Annotated in this window: 22 protein-coding genes and 1 pseudogene; 5 read left to right on the top strand and 18 right to left on the bottom strand. The window is 55.7% G+C overall.

Going from position 1 to position 22,663, the window contains the following annotated elements:
* Positions 1 to 576 (top strand): annotated as a pseudogene (locus AXF19_RS14965) (L-lactate dehydrogenase); the annotation flags it as partial.
* Positions 577 to 649: 73 nt separating this feature from the next.
* Here the strand turns inward: AXF19_RS14965 and AXF19_RS02345 are convergent.
* The 4 genes from AXF19_RS02345 to AXF19_RS02330 are packed head-to-tail and all read right to left on the bottom strand — an operon-like array spanning position 650 to position 3,377.
* Positions 650 to 1,180: a 2-oxoacid:acceptor oxidoreductase family protein gene (locus AXF19_RS02345; RefSeq protein ID WP_066844533.1), complete on the bottom strand. Its 531-nt coding sequence runs from the start codon at positions 1,178 to 1,180 to the stop codon at positions 650 to 652.
* A 1-nt stretch (position 1,181) separates the two neighbouring features.
* The gene (locus AXF19_RS02340) at positions 1,182 to 2,033 is read right to left on the bottom strand and encodes a thiamine pyrophosphate-dependent enzyme (RefSeq protein WP_066844531.1); all 852 of its coding nucleotides are present in this window, start codon (positions 2,031 to 2,033) and stop codon (positions 1,182 to 1,184) included.
* A complete protein-coding gene (locus AXF19_RS02335; RefSeq protein WP_066844528.1) occupies positions 2,030 to 3,181 on the bottom strand; it encodes a 2-oxoacid:acceptor oxidoreductase subunit alpha in 1,152 nt (383 codons plus the stop codon). The genes AXF19_RS02340 and AXF19_RS02335 overlap by 4 nt, the downstream gene beginning before the upstream one ends.
* A 1-nt stretch (position 3,182) precedes the next feature.
* Positions 3,183 to 3,377, bottom strand: a complete 195-nt coding sequence (locus tag AXF19_RS02330) for a 4Fe-4S binding protein (protein WP_006692152.1) — start codon at positions 3,375 to 3,377, stop codon at positions 3,183 to 3,185.
* 260 nt (positions 3,378 to 3,637) lie between these two features.
* On the opposite strand from AXF19_RS02330, the gene AXF19_RS02325 reads away from it, so the two are divergent.
* Positions 3,638 to 4,090 (top strand): DUF3290 domain-containing protein, encoded by a 453-nt coding sequence (locus AXF19_RS02325; protein ID WP_066844525.1) that lies wholly within the window; start codon positions 3,638 to 3,640, stop codon positions 4,088 to 4,090.
* Between the two features lies 1 nt (position 4,091).
* A complete protein-coding gene (locus AXF19_RS02320) occupies positions 4,092 to 4,727 on the top strand; it encodes a DUF421 domain-containing protein (protein WP_066844522.1) in 636 nt (211 codons plus the stop codon).
* A 223-nt stretch (positions 4,728 to 4,950) separates the two neighbouring features.
* Here AXF19_RS02320 and AXF19_RS14960 read toward each other — a convergent pair whose 3' ends face one another.
* The 13 genes from AXF19_RS14960 to AXF19_RS14950 form a co-directional block, all read right to left on the bottom strand.
* Positions 4,951 to 5,091, bottom strand: coding sequence for a hypothetical protein (locus AXF19_RS14960; protein WP_237141661.1), 141 nt, complete (start codon positions 5,089 to 5,091; stop codon positions 4,951 to 4,953).
* A gap of 23 nt (positions 5,092 to 5,114) precedes the next feature.
* On the bottom strand, positions 5,115 to 8,474 hold the full coding sequence (locus tag AXF19_RS02310; RefSeq protein WP_066844519.1) for a DEAD/DEAH box helicase family protein: 3,360 nt from the start codon (positions 8,472 to 8,474) through the stop codon (positions 5,115 to 5,117).
* A gap of 29 nt (positions 8,475 to 8,503) precedes the next feature.
* Positions 8,504 to 9,118, bottom strand: a complete 615-nt coding sequence (locus AXF19_RS13370) for a restriction endonuclease subunit S (RefSeq protein ID WP_216634960.1) — start codon at positions 9,116 to 9,118, stop codon at positions 8,504 to 8,506.
* A gap of 22 nt (positions 9,119 to 9,140) precedes the next feature.
* On the bottom strand, positions 9,141 to 10,136 hold the full coding sequence (xerA, locus tag AXF19_RS02300) for a site-specific tyrosine recombinase/integron integrase (protein ID WP_066844513.1): 996 nt from the start codon (positions 10,134 to 10,136) through the stop codon (positions 9,141 to 9,143).
* Between the two features lie 42 nt (positions 10,137 to 10,178).
* On the bottom strand, positions 10,179 to 11,345 hold the full coding sequence (locus AXF19_RS13365) for a restriction endonuclease subunit S (protein WP_084784738.1): 1,167 nt from the start codon (positions 11,343 to 11,345) through the stop codon (positions 10,179 to 10,181).
* A gap of 11 nt (positions 11,346 to 11,356) precedes the next feature.
* Positions 11,357 to 12,817 carry a class I SAM-dependent DNA methyltransferase gene (locus tag AXF19_RS02290; RefSeq protein ID WP_066844510.1) on the bottom strand — a complete coding sequence of 487 codons (1,461 nt, stop codon included), beginning with the start codon at positions 12,815 to 12,817 and terminating at the stop codon, positions 11,357 to 11,359.
* Entirely contained in the window at positions 12,814 to 13,908 is a 1,095-nt protein-coding gene (locus AXF19_RS02285; protein ID WP_066844507.1) for an RES family NAD+ phosphorylase, read from the bottom strand. The genes AXF19_RS02290 and AXF19_RS02285 overlap by 4 nt, the downstream gene beginning before the upstream one ends.
* Positions 13,909 to 13,912: 4 nt before the next feature.
* Positions 13,913 to 14,866: a sce7725 family protein gene (locus AXF19_RS02280; protein ID WP_066844505.1), complete on the bottom strand. Its 954-nt coding sequence runs from the start codon at positions 14,864 to 14,866 to the stop codon at positions 13,913 to 13,915.
* Positions 14,867 to 14,870: 4 nt separating this feature from the next.
* Entirely contained in the window at positions 14,871 to 15,728 is an 858-nt protein-coding gene (locus AXF19_RS02275; RefSeq protein ID WP_066844503.1) for a sce7726 family protein, read from the bottom strand.
* A gap of 150 nt (positions 15,729 to 15,878) precedes the next feature.
* Positions 15,879 to 18,911, bottom strand: a complete 3,033-nt coding sequence (locus AXF19_RS02270) for an efflux RND transporter permease subunit (RefSeq protein ID WP_066844501.1) — start codon at positions 18,909 to 18,911, stop codon at positions 15,879 to 15,881.
* Positions 18,908 to 19,960, bottom strand: a complete 1,053-nt coding sequence (locus tag AXF19_RS02265) for an efflux RND transporter periplasmic adaptor subunit (RefSeq protein WP_066844499.1) — start codon at positions 19,958 to 19,960, stop codon at positions 18,908 to 18,910. Before AXF19_RS02265 ends, AXF19_RS02270 begins: the two co-directional genes overlap by 4 nt.
* 113 nt (positions 19,961 to 20,073) lie before the next feature.
* Positions 20,074 to 20,352 carry a type II toxin-antitoxin system YafQ family toxin gene (locus AXF19_RS14955; protein WP_066844492.1) on the bottom strand — a complete coding sequence of 93 codons (279 nt, stop codon included), beginning with the start codon at positions 20,350 to 20,352 and terminating at the stop codon, positions 20,074 to 20,076.
* Positions 20,339 to 20,635: a type II toxin-antitoxin system RelB/DinJ family antitoxin gene (locus AXF19_RS14950; RefSeq protein ID WP_066844490.1), complete on the bottom strand. Its 297-nt coding sequence runs from the start codon at positions 20,633 to 20,635 to the stop codon at positions 20,339 to 20,341. The genes AXF19_RS14955 and AXF19_RS14950 overlap by 14 nt, the downstream gene beginning before the upstream one ends.
* A 154-nt stretch (positions 20,636 to 20,789) precedes the next feature.
* Between AXF19_RS14950 and AXF19_RS02250 the strand changes: the two genes are divergently transcribed.
* Positions 20,790 to 21,482 (top strand): class I SAM-dependent methyltransferase, encoded by a 693-nt coding sequence (locus tag AXF19_RS02250; RefSeq protein WP_066849961.1) that lies wholly within the window; start codon positions 20,790 to 20,792, stop codon positions 21,480 to 21,482.
* Between the two features lie 43 nt (positions 21,483 to 21,525).
* A complete protein-coding gene (locus AXF19_RS02245; protein WP_066844488.1) occupies positions 21,526 to 21,978 on the top strand; it encodes a DUF3887 domain-containing protein in 453 nt (150 codons plus the stop codon).
* A 54-nt stretch (positions 21,979 to 22,032) separates the two neighbouring features.
* Here the strand turns inward: AXF19_RS02245 and AXF19_RS02240 are convergent, their stop codons facing one another.
* Positions 22,033 to 22,578, bottom strand: coding sequence for a YcxB family protein (locus AXF19_RS02240; RefSeq protein WP_066844485.1), 546 nt, complete (start codon positions 22,576 to 22,578; stop codon positions 22,033 to 22,035).
* Positions 22,579 to 22,663: the final 85 nt, after the last annotated feature.

Genomic DNA, 22,663 nt, shown 5'->3' with positions numbered 1-22,663 from the left:
GATGTCGCGACCTACGTCGTATCGACGGAGTGCGACTACCCGCGCGAGAAGATCCTCGGCACGGGCACGATGCTTGAGACCTACCGCTTCCGCTACATTCTCGCCGAGCACTACGATATGGATCCGAAAAACATTCACGGCTACGTGCTCGGGGAGCACGGCAACGATGCCTTTGTCGCGTGGTCGACGGTCAACTGCGCGGGACTCGGCATCGACCACCTCGACGAGTATTTCCATTTCGAGGAAAAACTCAGCCGGCAAGAGGTCGAACAGGGGCTGATTCAGACCGCGTACGATGTCATCAACCTCAAGGGCTTCACGAACACGGGCATTGCCATGGTCGCCTGCCGCTTCATCAAGGCGATCCTCTACAACGAGCATACGATCCTGCCCTGCTCCGCCGTCATGGAAGGCGAGTACGGCATGCGGGGCGTGGCGCTCTCCATCCCGCGTATGATCGCGCAGGACGGCGTCGTGCGCTCCCTCGAAGTGCGTCTGCCCGATGACGAGATGGAAAAACTCGTGCACGCACAGAAGAGCGTCCGCGCCGCACTCGACGGCGCAGGGGTGAAGTGAGCCGCTGACACCTGCCATAGATACGAGAACCCCCGTCCACCAATGTAGATGTGGACGGGGGTTCTTATGTTCCTTAGTTCTCTGCCGCCTCGTAGCCGACCATGAGAGCCTGCATATTCGCGTCGACGGTGTGCGGCGGGACGCGGTGTGCGACGGCGGTCTTGACCGCATCGAGCGGGACGATCCCCGAGACGCGCGTGATTGCGCCGAGGGCGACGATGTTCGCAAAGAGTGCCTTCCCGATTTTTTCAATCGCGAGCGTCGTGATGGGGACTTTGGCGACGTGCGCCGCCTGCGGGACGCTCGGGACGAGCTCGCTGTCCACAATCAGGATGCCCTCCTCGGGATCGAGATCGCCCGCATACTTGTCCGCCGCAGCCTGCGTCATCGCGAGCACGATGTCGGGATGCTCGACGTGCGGATGATAGATCACGTCGTCGCTGACGATGACCTCCGAGCGCGACGCGCCGCCGCGCGCCTCAGGGCCGTAGGACTGCGACTGCGCGACGTTCATGCCGCACGCGGTCGCCGCCTCGGCAAAGATGATGGCGGCGGTGATGACACCCTGTCCGCCCGAGCCTGAGAGACGTAGTTCCTTCTGCATATCAGAGCCCTCCCGCACGCCGCTGGATCTCGGCGTTCGCCATGCCGTACTCCTCGCCCTCGCACGCATAGAGCAGCCCGATCGGGAATTTCTCCGGCGTGCGCTTCTCGGGTGGCAGCTTGTCCCATGCCGCCTTCATGACCGCAGCGTCTCGCATCCACTCGAGCATCGCGGCGGGCGAGCCCATCTTGTTCTTGCGCCCGTAGGCGGTCGGACACTGCACCATCGCCTCGACGAGGGCAAAGCCGTGGTTTTTGAGTCCGCCCGCAATCATCTGCGTGAGATGTTTGACGTGGAATGCCGTGGAACGTGCGACATAGGTCGCGCCTGCTGCCTCGGCAATGCGGCAGGCATCGAGCGGACGGTCGATCGTCCCGTAGGGCGCGGTCGTTGTCATCTTGCCGGGCGGCGTGGTCGGCGAGGACTGCCCGCCCGTCATGCCGTAGATGTTGTTGTTGAAGAGGACGACCGTCAGATCGACGTTGCGCCGACAGCCGTGCAGGAAATGGTTGCCGCCAATGGCAGTACAGTCGCCGTCCCCCGTAATGACGATGACGTTGAGCTCAGGGCGTGCGAGCTTGATGCCAGTCGCAAATGGTATCGCTCGCCCGTGCGCTGTATGTACCGTGTCAAAATCCATATAGCCCGAGCCGCGCGAGGAGCAGCCAATGCCCGACACAATGACGGTATTGTCCTGCGTGAATCCCTCCGCGCCCTCGATTGCCTGTGCGATGCACTTCAGCGCCGTGCCGTTGCCGCAGCCCGGACACCAGAGATGGGGGAGGCGGTTCTGACGGAAAAACTGCTCGAAGCCGCGGTCGATTTCCATATGCGTATTCATATCCGTGCTCATGCCCGCACCTCCTCACTCATTTCGCGGATTGCCGCCGCAATCTCCTGCGGGGTGAAGTCCAGCATATTGTATTTGAGACACGGGCGGACGGGCGTGCCGTGTGCCGCGCGCGTGACCTCGCCCACGAGCTGACCGTAGTTCAGCTCTGCGACGAGGATGCTCTTCACGCGGTCGGCGAGCCGTCCGATTGCCGCATCCGCGAACGGCCAGATCGTCTTGAGTCGCAGGAAGCCGACCTTGATCCCGTCCGCACGCGCCGCGCGTACCGCCTCGTATGCCGTACGCGCCGTACCGCCGTAGCTGACGACAGCGTATTCCGCGTCCTCCATGAAGTGCTCCTCCGTGTGGATGATCTCCTCGCCCACACGATTGATTTTCTCGTGGAGCCGGTGGATCAGCTGCTCCGTGACGGTAGGGCTGCCCGAGGGAAAGCCCGTCTCATCGTGGAGAAGCCCTGTGACGTGGATGCGGTAGCCGTCGCCGAAACGTGCCACATCGGGCACGAGATCCTCGCCCACGGCAAAGGGCTGGTAGCCCTCGGCGCGTGTCTTCTTCGGCAGACGGCGCGGGTAGATGTCCAGCTCGTCCGCTGTGGGGAGGACGACGTTCTCGCGCAGATGCCCGACGATCTCATCCGTTAGCAGGATGACGGGCGAGCGGAAGCGCTCCGCGTAGTTCACCGACATCACCGCCAGATCGAACGACTCGCGCACGCTCCACGGTGAGAGCGCGATGATCGGATGGTCGCCATGCGTGCCCCAACGTGCCTGCATGACATCGCCCTGCGACGGCGCGGTCGGCTGTCCCGTCGAGGGGCCGACGCGCTGCACGTTTACCACGACGCACGGGATCTCCGCACAGGCGGCATAGCCGATCAGCTCCTGTTTCAGCGAGAAGCCGGGACCGCTCGTCGCGTCCATCACCTTTGCACCCGCGAGCGACGCGCCGAGGATTGCGCCCATCGCCCCGATCTCGTCCTCCATCTGGAGGAACGTGCCGCCGATCTTTGGCAGCATCTTCGCCATTTGCTCGGCGATCTCCGTCGACGGCGTGATCGGATAGCCCGCGAAGAATGTCACACCTGCGGCAATCGCACCCTCGGCGACCGCCTCGTTGCCCTGCATGAGCCGTGCTCTCGTCTCAGCCATATCACGCCCTCCTCTCTACGAAAATCGCAAAATCGGGGCAGCGCATCTCGCACTGCCCGCACGCGATGCAGTCCTCGGGGCGCACCGGCGTGATCTTGCCGAGGAGGCTCACCTCGAGCACCTTCTTCGGACAGAACGCCGCACAGATGCCGCAGCCCTTGCACCGTTTTTCCTTGATATACAGCTCACCCTTCATGGCATCTCTCTCCCGCCGGGATGCGGAACACATCCCTCATACACAGAATACGGAGACGGTTCTCTTTTTATAAGAAATCGCAGACTTCATTGAGTAACCGTGATAAAGATGAATGACATTATAACGGAAGCCATATAAAAATTCAACGCTGACGCGGCATGTATGGTATTATACAGTATACAGGGATACGGGGAGGGGATTGACAAACGTCCGTCCAACTGATAATGTGCCCTCGTAATCAAATCTGTAGGAGGGATTTCTTGAATTTTTATACCTATGACTATATCACGGCGCACAGCCAGTTCGGCGATAATGTCTGGTATGTGCTCTCGTTTCTCGCGCTCGCTGCGCTTCTCTTCGTGAGTGTGAAGCATCTGCGCAACCGCCTTGCGACGCGCTACCGCGACCTCATCGTCATTCTGTTTCTCACGGTCGCATTCCTAGGTGGCGTGCAGTGGAACGACTACAACCGTACAAAGAGCGATGTGGAAGCGACCTCGCGCATGGCGCAGTTCCTCAACAGCCTCAGCGTGGATCTGGATGTACCCGTGCAGAAGATCCGCACCAACTCGACGTATTTGAAGCAGGGAATGCTCGTCGATGTGCAGGGGACATTTTACGCGGTGACGTTCAATGCGGACTTTACCTCGTTCCAGTACGAGCGGACGCATCTCCTGAACCGCGACGTGAAGATTGTGGACAAGGAGGACTGACATGCTGATCTACTCTCTGATGCTGGGCAAGCTCGCGCTCGGCCTTTTGTGTCTCATCCTCCAGATCAACCTGCTCGGCAAGGGCAACCTCGCGCCGAACTCCGCGACCGATCAGGTGCAGAACTACGTCCTCGGCGGCATCATCGGCGGCGTGATCTACAACAGCGCCATCTCCATTCTGGACTTCCTGCTCGTGCTGATCGCGTGGACGCTGCTCGTGCTGGTTCTGAAATACCTCAAGATGAACAGCGGTGCGATCAAGGACTTCGTCGACGGCAGTCCCGCCGTGCTGATCGAGCGCGGCAAGATCCTCATGGATGAGTGTATGCGGCACGGGATGCTCGCGCATGACATCACGCTGAAACTCCGCATGGCGGGCGTTTACTACATCAAAGACGTGAAACGCGCTGTGCTCGAGCCGAACGGACAGCTCACGGTCATCCAGTACGGCGAGCAGAACGCCCGCTATCCGCTCATCCTCGACGGACAGCTGGATGAGGACATCCTCGAATTCATCGAAAAGGATCGCGTCTGGCTCAACTCCGAGCTGCGCACAGCAGGAGTCGAGCTGAAGGATGTCTACATCGGCGAGTACAAGGACGGCGCACTCGCTGTTTATCCGTATGAGAGCGCGTGAGGGGACGCATGAAAAGGGGCTGTTGCACGAAGTCAATTTGACTCATGCAACAGCCCCTTTTTGTTATGAATCTTTGTGGAACAGAATCCATGCGAGCAGGTCTTCCTGCGTGTCAGGCGTATCATTTTGCCAGTACCTCGTATGCCTTCCGATTCTCCTGCATAAGTCTGCGCGAAACAGCAAGCACCGCATCGTCAGGGAGGCTGTCGTCATGTGTGATATGTCAAACGTCGATGACGAGATAGCGCGGCGCGTTATCCTTCAGAATGACCGCAGAACCATTTTCATCGACCGGCTGCGCGACCTTTGCAAAGTCGCGATGGGCTTCGTTCATCGAGATTGCTGCGCCTGTATTCATGTTCATGGGATAGCTCCTTTCCTTCCACCCTACGCCGCCGCCTGCTTTGCATTCGCGTTAATGCGCTTGAGGGCGTGGGCGATTGCAACGAGGGTCTTGTTGTCATGAAACACCTTGAAAATGCTCACGCCGCCGAAGTTCTGGTCGTTCCCAAGTTCCTTCTCATTCATCGTGCCGTTCTTCATGACCCACTCCATAATCTGACGCACGAAGGCGATCTGCTCCTCGGTGTAGAGGGCTGTGTCGAGGAAATCGGAGAAGGCGGCGCGGGCGGCATCCTCGGACAGCCCCGTGAGGGAGCGGACGAATGTGCCGAGGTGGTCCTCCTCCTGCACGCCGCCGGGGACGAACACGCGGAACTCTGCCGCACTGCCGACCTCCTCCCAGAAGATGCGCTGCAGCTCTGCCCAGTCCTCCGCCGCGAGCGGGATGTTGTTCCGCAGCTTTTGCAGGGCGGGGACGTTCTCGTTCTCTCTGACGTAGCGGTTCGCGCGCTCATAGTAGCCATCGAGTGCCGTGCTCTTCGTGAGCCGCATGCCAACCTCGGTGCTGAGTACCTCGTCCGTGATATTGATGACCTTCGTGTGAATCTCGGTTCTCAGATACTGCATGAGCGCGCGCAGCTCCGCGCGGATGCGCTCGATGGCGGGGAGGTCGGCGTGCGTCCAGAACGCCGCCGTGCGGATCTCCTTGAGCATATCTGCCGCCGCGTGCACGGCGGGGATTCCGCTCTTTTCCATGAGACGCGCCGCAATCTTCATCACCGTCTTTGCCGCGCCGTCATAGCTTGCCGTCTCATGCGCGGCGCGCGCGAGCATCATACGGTAGAGGATGACATCGAGCCGCCGCGCGCCCTCGTCGCCCTCTGTGGGCGGGATGAGCGGCGCGAGCCGCGCGATGATCTCCTCGGCAGCGGTGATGTCCAACGCGTTCAGCGCGGCTGGAGCACCGTATTTCTGTACCGCTGCGAGCTGCTGACGCACAGCAAAGAGATCAGGATTCAGTGCGCCGATGGCGGCGGAGATTTCCCCCGCGAGCGCGGTGCGGAAGGATTGCAGTTCCTCCGTCTGATACGCCGGCTTTTGCAGCTCCTCGATGATACGCACCTTCAGCCCAAACGCCCGCTCTGCGAGAGATTTGCCTGCCGCCGCGTCGATGGTCTTCGGATTCTGCGCGAAGAATGCAAAATTCCCCATATAGTCGAAGATATAGAAGACCGTCTTATCCTTGCCCGCACCGAACAGGTCTTTACACAGGCGCGTCCCGCGTCCGAACATCTGCCAGAACTTCGCCTTTGAGAAGACAGACTTGTAGAAGACGAGATTCAGAATCTCGTGGATGTCGATGCCCGTGTCGAGCATATCCACCGATATGGCGATCTGCGGCAGCTTCGCGGGATCGCGGAAATCATCGAGCAGTTTCTGATGCCCCTTGACCGCATGGTCAATCACACGTGCGAATTCTCCGTGATAAGCGGGATAGAACGCGTCAAATACCGTGGCGATATGCTCGGCATGATCGTGACTGCGCGCAAAGATAATCGTTTTGCCGAGCTTGTCTCCGCCCTCGATCTTCAGACCCTTTTCCATCAGATCCGCGATGATGCGGCGCGTCGTATTCACGTTGAAATAGATGCGGTTGATCTCCGACGGTGCAATCATCTCGGGCGGCGTCTCGCCCTCGTCGAACGCGTCCTCATAGCGCGTCCGCTCCTCATCGGATAGCTCCGCATAGGTCACGCCCTTTGTCGGGATATGCAGCTGCGTCGCAATGCAGTGATAGTCCGCGAGATAGCCCTCGCGCAGCGCCGTCTCATACTCATAGGCATAGGTCGGCATATCGTCTTCCATGTCGAAGAAGTCATAGGTATTGTGATCGACATCCGTCTTGGGCGTCGCCGTCAGCCCGACGATGAGCGCGTCGAAATAGCGGAAGATTGCGCGGTATTTCTTGAAAATGCTGCGGTGTGCCTCGTCGATGATGACGAGGTCGAAATGACCGGGCGTAAAGAGCCGCGCTCCGTCCGCCGTCCGCATCTCGTCGATGGCGTTCATGATCGTCGGATAGGTCGAGAAAATGGCACGCGCGGCGGGATTGGCATTCGTGCGGTCAAGGAGATTGCAGGTGGACAGATTCGGCAGATGCTCCGTGAACGCCTGCTTTGCCTGACGTACCAACTCCGTGCGGTCGGCGAGAAAGAGGACATTCGTCACCCAGCCCGCCGAGAGCAGCACATCCACGAGCGAGATTACCGTGCGCGTCTTGCCCGTGCCCGTCGCCATCACGAGGAGCGCCTTGCGCCGACACGCGCGGAACGCCGCACAGACGCTGTGAATCGCCTCCTTTTGATAGGCACGGTCGGTAATGCGCGGATTGATTGTCATGCGCTCGAACGTCTGCGCCTGTGTGCGGCGGCTCATAATGCGCTCCAAATCGCCGCGCGCAAAGACGGAGTACACCTGACGCGGCGGATAGGCGAGATCATCCCAGAAATAGGTGTCGTAGCCGTTCGTGTAGAAAATCAGCGGGCGCTGTCCCGTCATCTGCTCAAGCGCATCCGCATAGCACCGTGCCTGTTCGCGGCCGACTTCTGGATCTACGCTCGTGCGCTTTGCCTCGACGACGGCGAGCGGCTTGTGGTTCGCGCCGTAGAGCACATAGTCAACGTACCCCTTGCCCGAGTCCGTCGGCAGACCGATCACGGGGACTTCGCGCATACAGTCCGCGTCGAACGTCCACCCCATCGCACGCAGGTCGATGTCGATGATTGTGCGGCGCGTGTCCGCCTCCGTCTCCGGCTGTGCGGGCGGAGCAGTCCGCTCCGCCGCATTCTGTGCGCGCAGCGACGCTAACTCCGCACGCAGCGCATCCATCTCGCCCATGAGGGCGGCGCGCTCGGCAGTGCGTGCATCCAGCTCCGTGCGCAGACGTGCCATCTCCTGTTTTGAGAGGGTCGGCTTCGTATCGTCCGCGAGCAGACTCTCGTCAAAGGCGCGCTCTGCGTAGTTCGCGCCATAGCAGTAGTCGATGAAGAGAATGAAGGCAAAGAGATTTTTGAGCGAGAGCACTGCCTCGCGGTAGCTGACTTTTTTATTCGTGTGTGCGGAGAAATTGCCCAGCTTGATGATATAGCGCAGACTGCTCATGATGCTGTCATCGACCGAGGCGGTGAAGGACGGGTTATAGATGAGCGCGGAGAAATTGTCCTTGTACGGGAGACGGAGCGAGCTGTCCACCGAGTAGAGCCACTTTACCGCGAGTTCGGCGCTCTTGCGCACGCCGAGCGCGCAGAGGGCGGGGCTGGCGGCGATGGACTTCTCCGCCTCGATGCACGCCTCCGAAAAAGCCGCAAATTGCTGCTCGTCCTTCAGAAAGTCGAAATTCGTCATGTTGCTGCTCCCTTCCGTGCGGTGCGTGCTTACGGATATTTGATAACATTATGATATTTTTTGAGGAAAATAGCAAGAATCCGCGTGATGAATTCCGATTTGTCGGCTTGTTCGACAAAGGCGGCAAATTCGTTTTGTAGGTCGAGGGGAGGGATGTGCACAAAGATATTTTTTAGCTTTGTAACATTGATACCTGCCATAACTGCGCCACTGCTTACCGCATCTATTTGGGATTCAACTACACGGCTAAAATGTAATTGGTGCATCATGAAGTATGGATTACAGATTTTGTGATTCAAACGAATCCTCAATACATCTGAGTGAATGATTCCTCTTGAAAAGTTTTGGGGATAGATGGCACACTTCCCAACATTGCCCTTTCGAGACATTGCAATATCTCCGGCTAATATAGAATATGCTTCCAGCTGTTCGGACTTCTTCTCTGTAATAAAATCCGTTGGCGGTGTTGAAAACGAAGCGTTAATTTGGGGAATCCCCCAGAGAGGGATACCTTCTTTTGTATATTCGTGTTTTCCTAGCTGTGTGCCAAAAGGTCCACATTTTATATCGTCTCTGTCAGTACAAGCGTCTACGAGGGGGATTGTTTTCCAAGTGTGCGGATTAAACGCTAAGTCCCCAAACAACTCTACAAATTGTGATTTGACCTCATGCAATGTATTTTTGATGGGAGCGTTTGACGTTGCTCTGATCGACCATCGCATACGCCATTGTCGTCTCAATCTTGCTGTGACCGAGGAGCTGCTGCACTTGCTCGATGGGCATACCCTTGTCAATCGCGCGCGTCGCGAGTGTCCGACGGAACTTGTGCGGATGTACCCGCGCGATGCCGAGCCGCCGCCCAATCTTGCGGAGGCGGATCTCCACGCCGCTGATCTGCAGGCGTTTGTGCGGGCGTTGGAGCGAGACGAAGAGCGCGGGATTCTCGTCCGTGCGGCTGTCCAGATAGCTCCGCAGATGAATCTTCGTGCGCGCGTCGAAGTAGACGGGGCGCTCCTTGCTCCCCTTGCCGAAGACGATGCACTCGCGCCGCTCAAAATCTATGTCGCTACGGTTCAGACGCACGAGTTCACCGACGCGCATCCCCGTCGAGGCGAGCAGGTCGATCATCGCGAGGTCGCGGATATGTGCGCTGTGGTCGCGCATCTGCTCCAACGCCTCGTCCGTATAGGTCTCCTTGATGACCTTCGCCGTCTTGATCTTGTGGATGCGCCGCACGGGACTCTTTAGGATGTAGTTCTCATCCTCCAGCCATGCAAAGAAGCTCGATAGAATCCGACGGATGTTGTCGATGTTCGTGCGGCTGCACGTGCTCCGCTCCTGATAGTCGGACAGGTAGCCGCGCAGGTCGTCGGTCGTGAGGTGGGTGATGTGGCGCGCGGAGGCAGCAAGCAGGTGTCGGAGCGTACTCTCATAGTAGCGGATGGTCTTACTACTGCACCCCTCGACCTTCTTCGCGGCGAGGAACATCGTGAGGAGTTCGCTGCTCGTGATGGCGGTCGCAATCTCCTCGGCGGGGTTGTGCGCCGTGACCTCATGCGCGGCAAGGCAGCGCGTGAGCGTGGACTGCAGCTGTATCATCTGCGCGTTGTCCAGATGGGGCAGCATCTCCTGCAGGATCTCGGTGATAAGGAGGTCTTTCATGGCGGCGTTTCCTTTCCACCGACCTCTGACACCACCAAACAATCAGGAAAAATACTCCTGCATAAGGGCTTTTTTCAATGTCTGCTGTTTTTCGAGGAGCTGACGAAGCAAGAATTCCGATTTGTCGACCTGTTCGACAAAGGCAGCAAATTCGTTTTGTAGGGTGAGGGGTGGTTTTATGATGGGCAAGACTTCTATTTTTTCTTTGCTAAGTGCTTGCCGTGTTGCACCTGCCTCGGCGATATTCCACAGTTTTGCTTGATATTGCTCGCTGATAAACACCGCATTTAAGAACATTGGTATGATTTGTGCTTGATCACATCTGAGAATACAGACGTGTTGATTTACTCTTGCGGGTAAAATATCATTAGGAACAATACAACAGCGAGCGACAGATGCGCCCGTAATATTGAGTAGAACATCATTGGACTCAAGGATCACATTATCTAACAGAGATGCTTGTTTTTCGTCAATGTGGGCAAGACCTTCATAATCAAAGTAGCCGTTATAAACATTCATACTCCGAATCAAGCTAATCCCTTGCTCTTTATAACTGGCATTTCCTCCTTTCGGAGTAGCTCCTGAGCCAATTTTCGACGTGAGTTCTTTTAATGGGAAGATTTCCCACCCCATCGGATTTGTCACAGGATCCCCGAACATCTCTACAAATTGTGATTTGACGAGCTTGTCAAAAAGAGAAAGCTGACACTGAATATTTTCTTCTACAGCACTCAATTTATCCAAGTGTTCAGCAATTTTTCTCTGTATTTGGATGGGGGGGAGTTCAATCACTTTTTCAGACAGACTACTTTTGTTCAGGGTAATTCCTTTTACGGCTTTGTTCGTTCCTATCGTCCAGTCGATTGCTTGAAAATAGTGGTACATAAAGTGAATATCTACATCATGCACCTTTTTATCAATGAACGCCATGATGGCTTCATTGGTGTAAATGTCCGTAGCAGTAATAGCGACTTTGCCCAAAGATAATTTGAAACTCATCAATAAGGTATCTTTCGGGACTTTTTTTATGTTTGTGCGAGAAACAGCTTCGTCGGTGATACATTCCTTTGTCTGAGAGATGTATTTGCTATTTTGTGTTAAATCGGATATGGATACCCACGCATTTGTCCCATTCCAAAACTCGGGCATATTTCTTGCGGGGGTTTTGCCCATTTGAAGTTCATATATATCGCTTAGTCGTAGCTTCATTACATCACCCCCTATATTTTCTGCTCCAAATCCGCAAGCAGCCCGTCCAGTTCCCGATAGAGTCCGCGTATGTCCGCGAGGATTTCCTGCGGGGGCGGATACTCCTGCGGCACATACTCGATCTCCTTATATTTATTGATCGAGAGATCGTAGCCGTTCGTGCGAATCTCATCCACGGGCACGAGGAAGCTCTGTGCGGTGCGTGGGCGCTCCGTCTCCTCCTCCATATGGGTGAACCTCTGCACGATGTCCTCGATGTCGCCGCCATCCGCAAGCGGCTCGCGCTTGTCGTCGAGTGAGTAGCCGTCAGACTTCATGTCGTAGAACCAGACGCGCTCTGTGCCGCCCGTGCCCGTCTTCGTGAATATGAGGATCGCGGTGGAGACACCTGCGTAGGGCTTGAATACACCCGAGGGTATGGAGATGACCGCCTGTAGGAGGTTGTGGTCGACGAGCTCCTTGCGCAGATCCTTGTGGGCGCGCGACGCACCAAAGAGCACGCCGTCGGGAACGATGCAAGCACAGCGCCCGCCCGCGTCGAGGACGCGCAAAAAGAGCGCGACAAAGAGCAGCTCGGTCTTCGTCGTCTTGACCTTTGCCGTGAGATTGCCCGCGACGTTCTGCCCGTCGAGCGAGCCTTTGAACGGGGGATTCGCGAGGACGAGGGTGTATCTGTCCGCGTCCGTATTGTTCTTCGAGAGGGCGTCGTTGAAGCGGATGTCGGCGCCGTCCATGCCGTGCAGGATGCTGTTCATCGCCGTGATACGGAGCATGGTCTGGTCGGTGTCGTAGCCCGTGAACATCTCGTTCTGGAAATGCGCCCGCAGTCTGAGATCCGTCCGCAGCTCCCTGTCGTAGTGTTCGCGCACGAACGAGCCCGCACCGACGAGGAAGCCGCCTGTCCCGCAGGCGGGGTCGATGATGCGGTCGCGCAGGGTCGGCTGCATGAGCCGCACCATCATACGGATGATGTGGCGCGGCGTGCGGAACTGCCCGACGCGGCCGGCAGTCTGGAGCTTTGAGATCATATACTCGTAGAGGTCGCCCTTGAGATCTCGGTCACTCAGCGGGAGCGCGGTGATGGCGGTGACGACCTTCTCCGTGATGAGCGGGTCGGGCAGGGAGAAGACGGCGTTTTCCATATACCGCGTGTAGGAACTCGTATCTCCGCGCAGTTGCTTGATGAAAGGGAATACCCTGTCACGCAGGATGGCATGGATGTCCTCCGCCTTTTTGTGCTGAAAGACGCTCCAACGCATCTCCTGCCCCGCTGCGTCCGCAGGGAAGATGCGCGTGAAGTCTGTGCCGAAGATCTCCGCCGCCTTCTCGTTCTCCGTCTCCATATCGTCGAGTGACTTGATGAAGAACAGATAGGTGAGCTGCTCGATCACAACGAGCGGATTCGACATTCCGTAGGAAAACATATCGTTCCAAATCTGGTCGATTTTATTTTTGAGTGCGCCTGTTATCATTGGGTGCTCCTTTTTAGCTCGTTGTACTTATAGGTAATCGAAGTTATATCATATACTTTTGTTCTTGTGCATTTGAATAGGTTAGGTTCAAATATTGCCAAATTCACTCCGCCTTCGTGCATCGTACTTTTGTATTCGATGCCGTCATATCCTTTACTGCGTATGAAGTCACAAATATACTGTGTTGGCAGATATTCCAATATGTTGGCATTTCGGAGAGGTTTTGCAATTTCATGAGCAATTATTCTCAGGTGGGGACGGTTGATCGCATATTCTGTTAAATTGAATCCGTAAGGGATACGCAGAAACGGACTGATACGGTCGATCTTTGTAAGGTTGATTATATTTATATCTTGCTGTAGTGCGAATCTCCCTACGGTAACGAAATCATATAGACCCGCACGAACTTCACGCAATGTTGTTTCTTCTGAGTTAGAGAGATAAAGTACGCTGATGCCGGCGGGATTTACCCTGCCGTCTTTTGCCGCATGATTTGGTGGTGCCCCCATATTAGAAGGTTTGAATCCTTCTTTTGTGGGACAAATCCGTGAGCGGAACATCACTTTCTTGCCTTTATGGTACGTGTCTATTACACATTGTAAGAATGAATCCAATTTATCTGTGTTGATAAAATTGCTGTGAAATCGGTTTTTTGTTTTAATTCCTGCATCAAAATCTGCCCATTCGTATCCTTTTAGAATAGAATGGGCTTTCAAATAATCTATATTCTGAATTTCGAAAATACCTATAGGATGATTGAATAGATCGGGTTGTTCTTTATACCTATCTGCACATAGCGTTGTAATTAGCTTATAAATTACATCAGGTGGCAACTTAAATATTTGCCAATCATGGCAAAGAATATCTTTGATTAAACCTGTATGCTGATGTGGAAAACTATGCGGTAAAAGTGATATAGGAGTATATATGTCCAATAGCGGATCAAAGAGCTCTGTGATGGCAGAGCTTGCTTCAATATCATATACATAAGTATTATGAGTTCCACAAAAATCACAAGTGTCTTTTATGTTTCCACTTTGTATGATATCTCGGATTTCTTCATCCGCAAAGCAATCAATGCAACAATACATAGACTTACACCTCGTTCAAGTAGATGCTCATTAGTTCGAGATGATGCATTATGGATAGTTTTTTCACTGTCCCAAGACCGGGGTAGGATTGATCTTTGTAGTGTTCCAGAAATTTTTTGAATCCCAAGGTGAGTTTGAAAGAGGACTTTCTGTTTTGATACCACGCATATAGTTTTGATACGGCTTCATAGAATTTTCCCGCCGGATTATAGTAGTCTTCGTTAGAATCAGATACGAAGTGGTGAATACGAAGGTTGTTTTCAGCATCCAAATAGACAATATGGATTGCTACGGCACGAGGAGCAAATCCTGATTCTGAATACTCATCGCCGACAATGGAATAATCGGAGAACCCGATAAAATTATCCTCTTTGTAATATAAATGATCGTCTGAAAAAAACTCATCGTCTATTTCTTTGTAGGCTGCATTTTTCGATTGCTTTTCAAATTTATCATCTAGTAAAACTTTGTTTTTCCGTACCCTTCTGCGAAAAGTACTTTCATCTGGAATTAACACATAGCGGGGACTGACAGAAGAAAACTCTGTTTCATAGATACTGAAATGATCGCGACTGGCGTTGACAGCAAGGAGATCGCCCTTTTCGATATTTTGTTTCGTTAGTGAATTAACCCATGATTGTGTATTATCTTGCATGATAAGAGATTTTATGACAAACGGTGATTGAAGCGAGTCTGAAAATCGTGTTTGATATATAGATTTTCTTTCTTGATCTGAAATATCTTCAAGTTCAGAGCCAAAATTTCCGACCATAGGATTAAGAATAACCGCAATACACTGGTTGTTTTTGACAAACACATCCAGTGTATTTACAAGCGTGGATGAGAGTTTTACAGGTTCAATGATGGGAATAATATGCTCGCCTAGGAGTTTTTGATTTGCTAACTCGCGTAGTGCAAGCAATTCAAATTGACGACCGCGTAGATATGGGAAGTACATAGCGTCAGCCTCCATATTTTTGACTGAGAAAATTATTTATCGAGTTCCAGTTGGACTTTAGCGTTTTGGAGAAATAAACCAATGACTTTAGCTCATACGGAACATCACTAAAGTTTGACAGATGGCACTGATTTCTTTTTTTTAGCTGTCCCAACATCAATGTGTATGCTGTTTGTATGGGGATTTTAGAGAACCATTCCAGACAAGCCTCATAGTAAAAGACTTGGGAAGTAATCGGAAGCTGTCCATAATATTGCATAAGGATGCTTTCATACTCCTGTTTTCGCAAAACCTTGAAGATGGTTGTATAGTCCAAGTAGGTATTATCCCCTATGGGCTCTTGTCGGTATTTTCGACTGATTGTATTTTGGGAAGTAAGGACATAGATGCCGACAGGAGTGCTTGAAAGCATCTGTTTTGCTCGTTCATACTGCTTTTCGGATGTCACGATACACACATGGTCAAAGGCTTTGAAATAGTCTTGTAGTTGGTGCTCAAGACGCTCAAATGAGTCCAGTTCGGTTTTTATTTCATATACGACCGCCTTCCCGTTGATCAGAATAAAGTCTGCTTTGGATTTAGCAATGGGAATTTGGGACAAGGCGGTTGTGGTTTTGAGGCTGTGTTTTCCCAGGAGTAATTTATTCAATAAGGTGTTTTGATAAAAGTATTCGTTACGGTATGATTTTGACATGAATGTATAGATCTCGTTGATTAGCGTAGCATTGTCTTTATTTTCGGTAGAAGAGAGAAAACATCGTATTATTGCATCATAAATAGAATAATTCTTCGATTTTGTTGACATTTCCAAGAAAACAGATTGGGTAAAAAAACGATTTAGGACATGATTCGTTGATGACATCAGCGCACCTCCTTTCAAAATAACATGTAATTTTTATACTTATTGTAACATATCTGGAAGTAAGATTGAACCTTTATTGTGTATATGGAAAAACCTCTTTCTGGGTCAGCTTTTCCAGAAAGAGGTTTGTGTTTTTGGAGATTTTTAGCTCTACTCCCTCACCCGATACGCCACCGCATACATAACGGGCAGCACCAGCAGCGTCAGGACAGTTGCGACGATGAGTCCGCCTGCGATGGCGACTGCCATCGGCCCCCAGAAGACGCTGCGCATGAGGGGAAGCATGCCGAGGATGGCGGCGGCTGCGGTGAGCATGATGGGGCGGAAGCGCAGGACTGCCGAGTCGATGATGGCGTCGAGCGGCTTCTCGCCCGCGTCCTCATGCTTTTTGATCTGGTCGATGAGGATGACGGAGTTGCGGATGATCATGCCAAAGAGGGCGAGGACGCCGAGGTAGGCGACGAAGCCGAGCGCGGAGTCGGTGAGGAGCATTGCGAGCGCGACGCCGATGAGTCCGAGCGGGGCGGTGAGGAGGGTGAGCGCCATCTTGCCCATTGTGCCGACCTGCAGCATGAGGAGGGTCATGATGATAAAGACCATGGCAGGCACGGGCTGCACGAGGTAGCCCATCGCCTCCGCCGAGTCCTCAAGCGCACCCGCAGGGGTGATGCTCGCACCTGCGGGCAGGGAGGCGCGCAGCTCCTCCGTCGCACGGTAGATGCGCTGCGTTGCGTCGTTGCCCTCGCCGCGCACGACATCGCCCTGCACCATGATGGTGGGCAATAGGTTGCGCCGCTTGATGAGTCCGTCCTCTGCCGCATAGGAGAGGTGTGCGATCTGGGCGAGCGGGACGTAGCCGCCGCCGGTGGCAATCGGCAGCTCGCCGAGCCGCTCGAGATTCGTGCGGTCTTCGTCTGCGAGGCGCAGGACGATGCCGATCGTGCGGTCGCCCGTGTAGAACTCCGCCGCCTGTGCGCCCGTCAGCTCGGTGTAGAGCATCTGCTTGACATCACGTGCGCTGATGCCGTAGAGCTTCAGCTTTGCCTTGTCAAAGTCGATCTGCACCGCCTTGGATTTCTCCGTCCAGTCGAGATGGATGTTCGCCGTGGCGGGATCGTCTGCGGCAATCGCTGCGACCTGCTCTGCGATGCGGCGCACCTCGTCCGTTGTGGAGGCAGAGACACGCAGCATGACGGGGAAGTCGGCGGGCGGCCCTGTCTGGATGTACTGCGTGGCGACGCGCACGCCCGAGAGCTCGTTCAGCTGCGCCTCTGCAATGAGTGCGGCAAGCTGCTCGCGCTCCGCGGTACCGTTCGCCGTTATAACGAATTGGGCACGGTTGTCCGCATCTGCTTTGACGTTGACAGGCAGGACGAAGCGCGGCGAGGTGCGCCCGACATATGCGGCGTAGTTTGCGATCTTGTCGCTGTGGGCGTCGAGGATGGCGGAGAGCACCTTTGCCTCGCGCTCGGTCGCGGCGATGGATGCGCCCTGCGGCAGGGTCAACTCGACGAGAAGCTCGGGACGCAGCGAGGGCGGGAAGAAGGTCTGCTTGATGTGCGGAAATGCGGCGATGGATGCCGCGAAGAGGAGCACCGTACCGATGAGGACGGCGGCGCGGTGACTGAGAAACAGCGTAAGCACGCGCCGAAAGAGCCGGTAGAACCTGCTCTGGTAGGGATCGTGCGCAGCTTCCGCGCCCTTTTTCACACGGATCAGATAGTAGCCGAAGAGCGGCGCGACCATGACGGAGACGATCCAGCTGAGGACGAGCGCGATGCCGATGACAGGGAAGAGACTGCGGCAGAACTCGCTCGCCATGCCCTTTGAGAATGCAACGGGGATGAAGCCCGCGCAGGTGATGAGCGTGCCCGTGAGCATGGGTTTCGCCGTCTGGGTAAAGGCGTAGCACGCAGCGTCAAAACGCTCCATGCCGCGCTCGAGCTGGACGCTCATCATCTCAACGGCGATGATGGCGTCGTCCACGAGGAGTCCGAGCGCGATGATGAGCGCGCCGAGGGAGACCTTGTGCAGGTCGATGCCGAGCATATACATGGCGACGAATGTGCCCGCGAGGACGAGCGGGATGCAGCCCGCGACAACAAGCCCGGTGCGAAAACCGAGTGAGAGGAAGCTGACGGCGAGCACGATGATGATTGCGAGTGCGAGTGTCTCGACGAAATCGTGGATGGAGTGCTGCACGACGGCGGGCTGGTTTGAGACTTCGCTCAGCTCCATGCCAAGCGGGAGATCCTGCCGTATCTCGTCGGTGAGCGCGGCGAGGTTGCTGCCGAGCGCGAGGATGTTGCCGCCGTCCTCCATGGAGACGGCGATGCCGATGGCGGGCGCGCCGTTGTAGAACATCATCGGCTCGGGCGGGGTGGCCGTACGCCGCTCGACGGTGGCAATATCACCGAGGCGGAAGACGTTTCCGTTTGCGGCAATCGGAAGCGCTCGGATGTCCTCGATGCTGTCGAATACACCCGAGGCGCGCAGCTGCACGGTGTCCGTCTCCGTCTCGACTGTGCCGCTCGTCGTCATCGTGTCCTGCGAATGGAGCGCGTCCGTGATTGCGGTCGGTGCGATACCGAGCTGCGCGAGACGCGCGAGGGAGATTTCGACGTAGATGCGCTCAGGCTGTACGCCGAGGAGGATGACCTTCTGCACGCTCGGGACGGTGAGGATGCGGCGGCGTGCCGTCTCGGCCATGGCGCGCAGCTCCTCGTAGGAGTAATCCGCGCCTGTGATAGCGTAGATCGAACCGTACACATCGTCGAATCGGTCATTGTAGTAGGGGCCATAGACGCCGTCGGGGAGTTCGCTTTTGATGTCCTCGCCGAAATTCCGCACGTCTCGCCATGTCGGGCGGATGAGGCTGTCGTCAATGTCGGAGCGCAGCTGGATGTAGATGATGGCCTGCCCCGCGCGCGTCTCGCTCTTGATGTCCTTCAGACCCGGTGTGTCCTGAAAGCGCCGCTCGAGTTTATCCGTGACCTGCTCCTGCATCTCCTCGGCAGTCGCGCCCGGCCATACGGCGGTGACAACCATCTGCCGTATGGTGAAGGCAGGGTCCTCCATGCGGCCGAGCGCGTTGTAGGCGAAGACGCCGCCGATGGTGAAGACGATGATGAAATACCAGACAAGGGCGCGGTGGCGCAGGGAGAGCTCTGTGAGATTCCTCATTTCGTCCGCACCTTCTCTCCGTCGTGGAGTTGGTGAACGCCCGCCGTCACAATGACTGTGCCGCGCGGGAGCCCCGTGACGACGGCGTCACTCGTGTGAAATGCTGTGACTGTGATGGGGACGAGGCGGACAGCGCCGTCCTCAACAACGTAGACCCCGGCCGTGTCGCTCGTCTGATAGAGCGCAGAGAGGGGGATGACTGCACCTTTTGCCGTGTCCTCGCCGAGGAAGACGCGCGCCGTCATGCCGAGCGGAAGATCGGCGGGTGCGTCTGTGAGCGCGATGCGTGCGGCGTAGGTGCGGCTCACGGTGTCGGGCGCGGGTGAGAGCTCGCGGACATAGCCCGTGAGTGCGGCGTGATTCGCCCAGAGCGTGACGGCGGCGGGAATGCCGATGGCGATCTCGGAGAGCTGGCTCTCGGGGACGGCAATCTCAACCTCGCGCTCGCCATCTTGCGTGAGCATCATGACGGTCTGCCCCGCCGCGATGATCTGCCCCTCCTCGGCGGTGATGTTCGAGATCACGCCGTCCGCGCCCGCAATGAGGTTCGTGTAGCCAAGTGCGTTGCGGCTCGCCGTGTCCTGCGCGACTGCCTGTCGATAGGCTGCCTCGGCGGCGCGCGCATTCGTGCGGTACTGGTCGAGCATCGCCTCTGAGATTGCCTGTGCGGCGTACAGTTCCTCGTAGCGTTTGAGATTTGTCTGCGCGAGCTGCAGCTGTGCTTGTGCAGAGGAGACACCCGCGCCCGTCGCGTTCGCCTGCTGCTGCACGTCGCGTGCGTCGATGACCATGAGCACATCTCCTGCGCGGACATGCGCGCCCATATTTACATTGCGTGAGAGAATCTGCCCGCCGACCTGAAAGGCGAGCCGCGTCTCGTAGCGCCCGCGTACGGCGCCCGTATAGCCCGCCTCTGAACGCGCGGCGTCGCTGACCGTCATCGTCCGCACGAGAGGTGCGGGCGTCTCTTTTTCCGATTCGCTGCTGCAGCCCGCCGCCGTGAGGAGCGCTGCCGCGAGAAGGATCGTGATATAGGTACGCTGCTGCATGATGATCTCCCTTTCGTTTGACGTAATTTCCTAAATTTTACCACTGAAAAGGGAGCGTGTCCATAGAGAGGGGATTTGAACACGCGCAGAAAAAAAGCCCGCAGTGCGGGTCGTCAGAGACGAAATAGTTTTGCATGACTGCCGAGGCGGGCAAGTGAGAGGATCAGTGTGTCATTGCGAATCTGATAGATCAGCAGCCAGTTCGGTGTAATGTGACACTCGCGATGATGACGATATTTGCCGGACAGTGCGTGATCCCGATGATGAGGCGCAAGTGGCTTCCGCTGCGCAAGTGTGTCGATGACGTGCGTGAGCAGATCAAGGTCACAGCCCTGCTTGATGGCTGCCTTCAAGTCCTTCTTGAATTGGGATGTCTGTTTAATTTGCAGCACGTAGTTCCTCCTGTGCCTCACGGATGAGTTCGGAGGCGCTCGCGTAGGTCTTAGCGGGCTGCTCGCCGCTTGCAATCGCGTCGGATTCGCGCAGCGCGGCGCGCGTCTCGTCGCTAAATTGGGGATGCTGCACGGCGAACGGCAGCCCGTCATGCAGGAGCACCTGATGGAAGAATATATTTACAGCTTCGGATGCGGATAGCCCGAGTGAGCGAAAGGTATCTTCAACGGCGGTCTTCAGCTCCGGTGCAAGGCGGATCTGCAAGGTCTCTGTCTTTTCCATGGCAATCAACTCCTATTTGAAGGAAGCACTGATAAATTCAACGATTCCTTAAAATTGTATCACGATTGGCTATTATCTGCAAGGATTGTGGATTTGAACACGCGCGCATTTTATGCTAGAATGAATGCCGATAATGATGAGAAAGGATGTCACGATGGACGAGGAAAAGCGGCGGTATGAGAAGATCAGGGGGGCGTATCACTCGGTGGGACGCCTCGCGAGTCTGTACGATGGCATGATGACGTACTCGACGTGGTCGGGGAAGTTCGTCTCGCGGCTTGTGTGGGGGATGGGGCGCGAGGAGGTGAGCCGCTATGTCGGTCTTGCGCTGCGCGCGGCGCACGAGGGCTTTGACGGGCGGCTGCTTGAGGTGCCCGTCGGGACGGGCTGTCTCTCGCTGCCCGTCTATGCAGAGCTGCCAAATGCGGACATCACGTGTCTCGACTACTCGCCCGCAATGCTCGCGGCGGCACGCGCGCGTGCGGATGCGATCGGCATCCACAACGTTGCCTTCGTGGAGGGCGATGTCGGACAGCTGACGTTCGAGGATGACTTCTTCGATGCGGCGGTCTCAATCAACGGCTTTCACGCGTTCCCCGACAAGACGGCGGCGTGGAGCGAGGTGCATCGCGTCCTGCGCCCCGGCGGACGTTTGACGGGCTCGGTCTTCGTCCTCGGCGGGAATCCGCGCACGGAGTTCGTCGTGAAGCATCTCTACACGCGCATGGGCTTCTTTACGCCGCCGTACGATACGAAGGCAGGACTGGAGACACGCCTTCGCGCACTCTTCCGCGAGGTCAGTGTTGAGTGCGTGGAATCGCTCGCGTGCTTCTCCTGCATTAAGTAGGATTTTGTGGCGTATTGCCATTTATATTTTAAGGAGGATTTTTATGAAATTCCGTACACTTTCCCGCACTCTTGTCGCCGCACTCGTTGCCGGAGGGGCATTCCTCGCGGCTCCTGCCGCATACGCCGAGGAAAATGCGGCGCCCGCTGCCGAGCAGGCGGCGGAGGAAACACCGTTCGACGTGCAGGTAGTCGAGCAGCATGTGATGGCGACGATTGCACGCTTTGAAAAGGACGATGTGACCGGCCTGCAAGTGGAGGCGACTTCGGAGCTGCGCCCGCATCTGACGGCGGAGCAGATCTCGGGTGCAAAGGCAGAGTTCGCGCCGAAGTGGGGCGCGCGTGCGGGCGTTGGTAAGCCGCTCATGACGGCGGGTAAGGAAGACGACAAGTGGTACGTCATCTGCGAACTCGCCGTGGGCTACAAGGCGACCGCCGTCGTCTACCGTTTCACCTACGATGAGAATATGAAACTCGCGGGCTTCTTCGTCCGCTGAAAAAGCTATCATCACAAAGGGCTCACATGGCAAATGTCATGTGAGCCCTTTGTGTTACGGCGACACCTTTGCCCGAACCAGAGCAAGGATCTGCCTTTTCTCCTCCTCCGATGCAAAGATATACAGGGGGAGGACGATTGCCTCTGTTGGTGCAGTGAAGAGATAGATACCCTTGTCGGAGAGAGTCACATCTGTAATGCTCCGATAGGCGATTGTGCGTTCTGTATGCTCGCTGCGTTCGACAATGTGCATCTCCTCGAAGATGACAATACGGATGCCAAACATATGCGCAGCACGCATCGCTTCAAGGCGGCGCAGCACGTCTCGTGTGGCGGTACGTTCCGAGAGATGGGTGTAAATGCGGTAGAGTACAATACAGAGGACAGTGGTCAGAACGGTTCGTATGAGCAGCTCATCGAACTCCCATGGGGCATCGCTCAGGAGATCTTGGAGAAAAAACAGGATGGGGATCAGCGGGATCGTCAGCAGGAGCGCGAGCGCCACTCGATTTGCCCATTTGAACAAGGGGGCGTTCAAAATACAAAAGAGTGTGAAGTGAAGTGCATCCTGCTCTGTAAAATCAAATGTGAATCTGAACAATGCGTGCCTCCTGATGATACAAAAATGCCGCATCTGTCACGCCCACAGAGGGGACAGATGCGGATCTTATCAGAAACGCTGTCGA

Origin of the sequence: Selenomonas sp. oral taxon 126, from assembly GCF_001683335.1 — a bacterium.
Lineage (GTDB): Bacteria > Bacillota > Negativicutes > Selenomonadales > Selenomonadaceae > Centipeda.
Note: the sequence above shows the minus strand (reverse complement) of the source record. Positions and strands in the feature narration are given on the sequence as shown.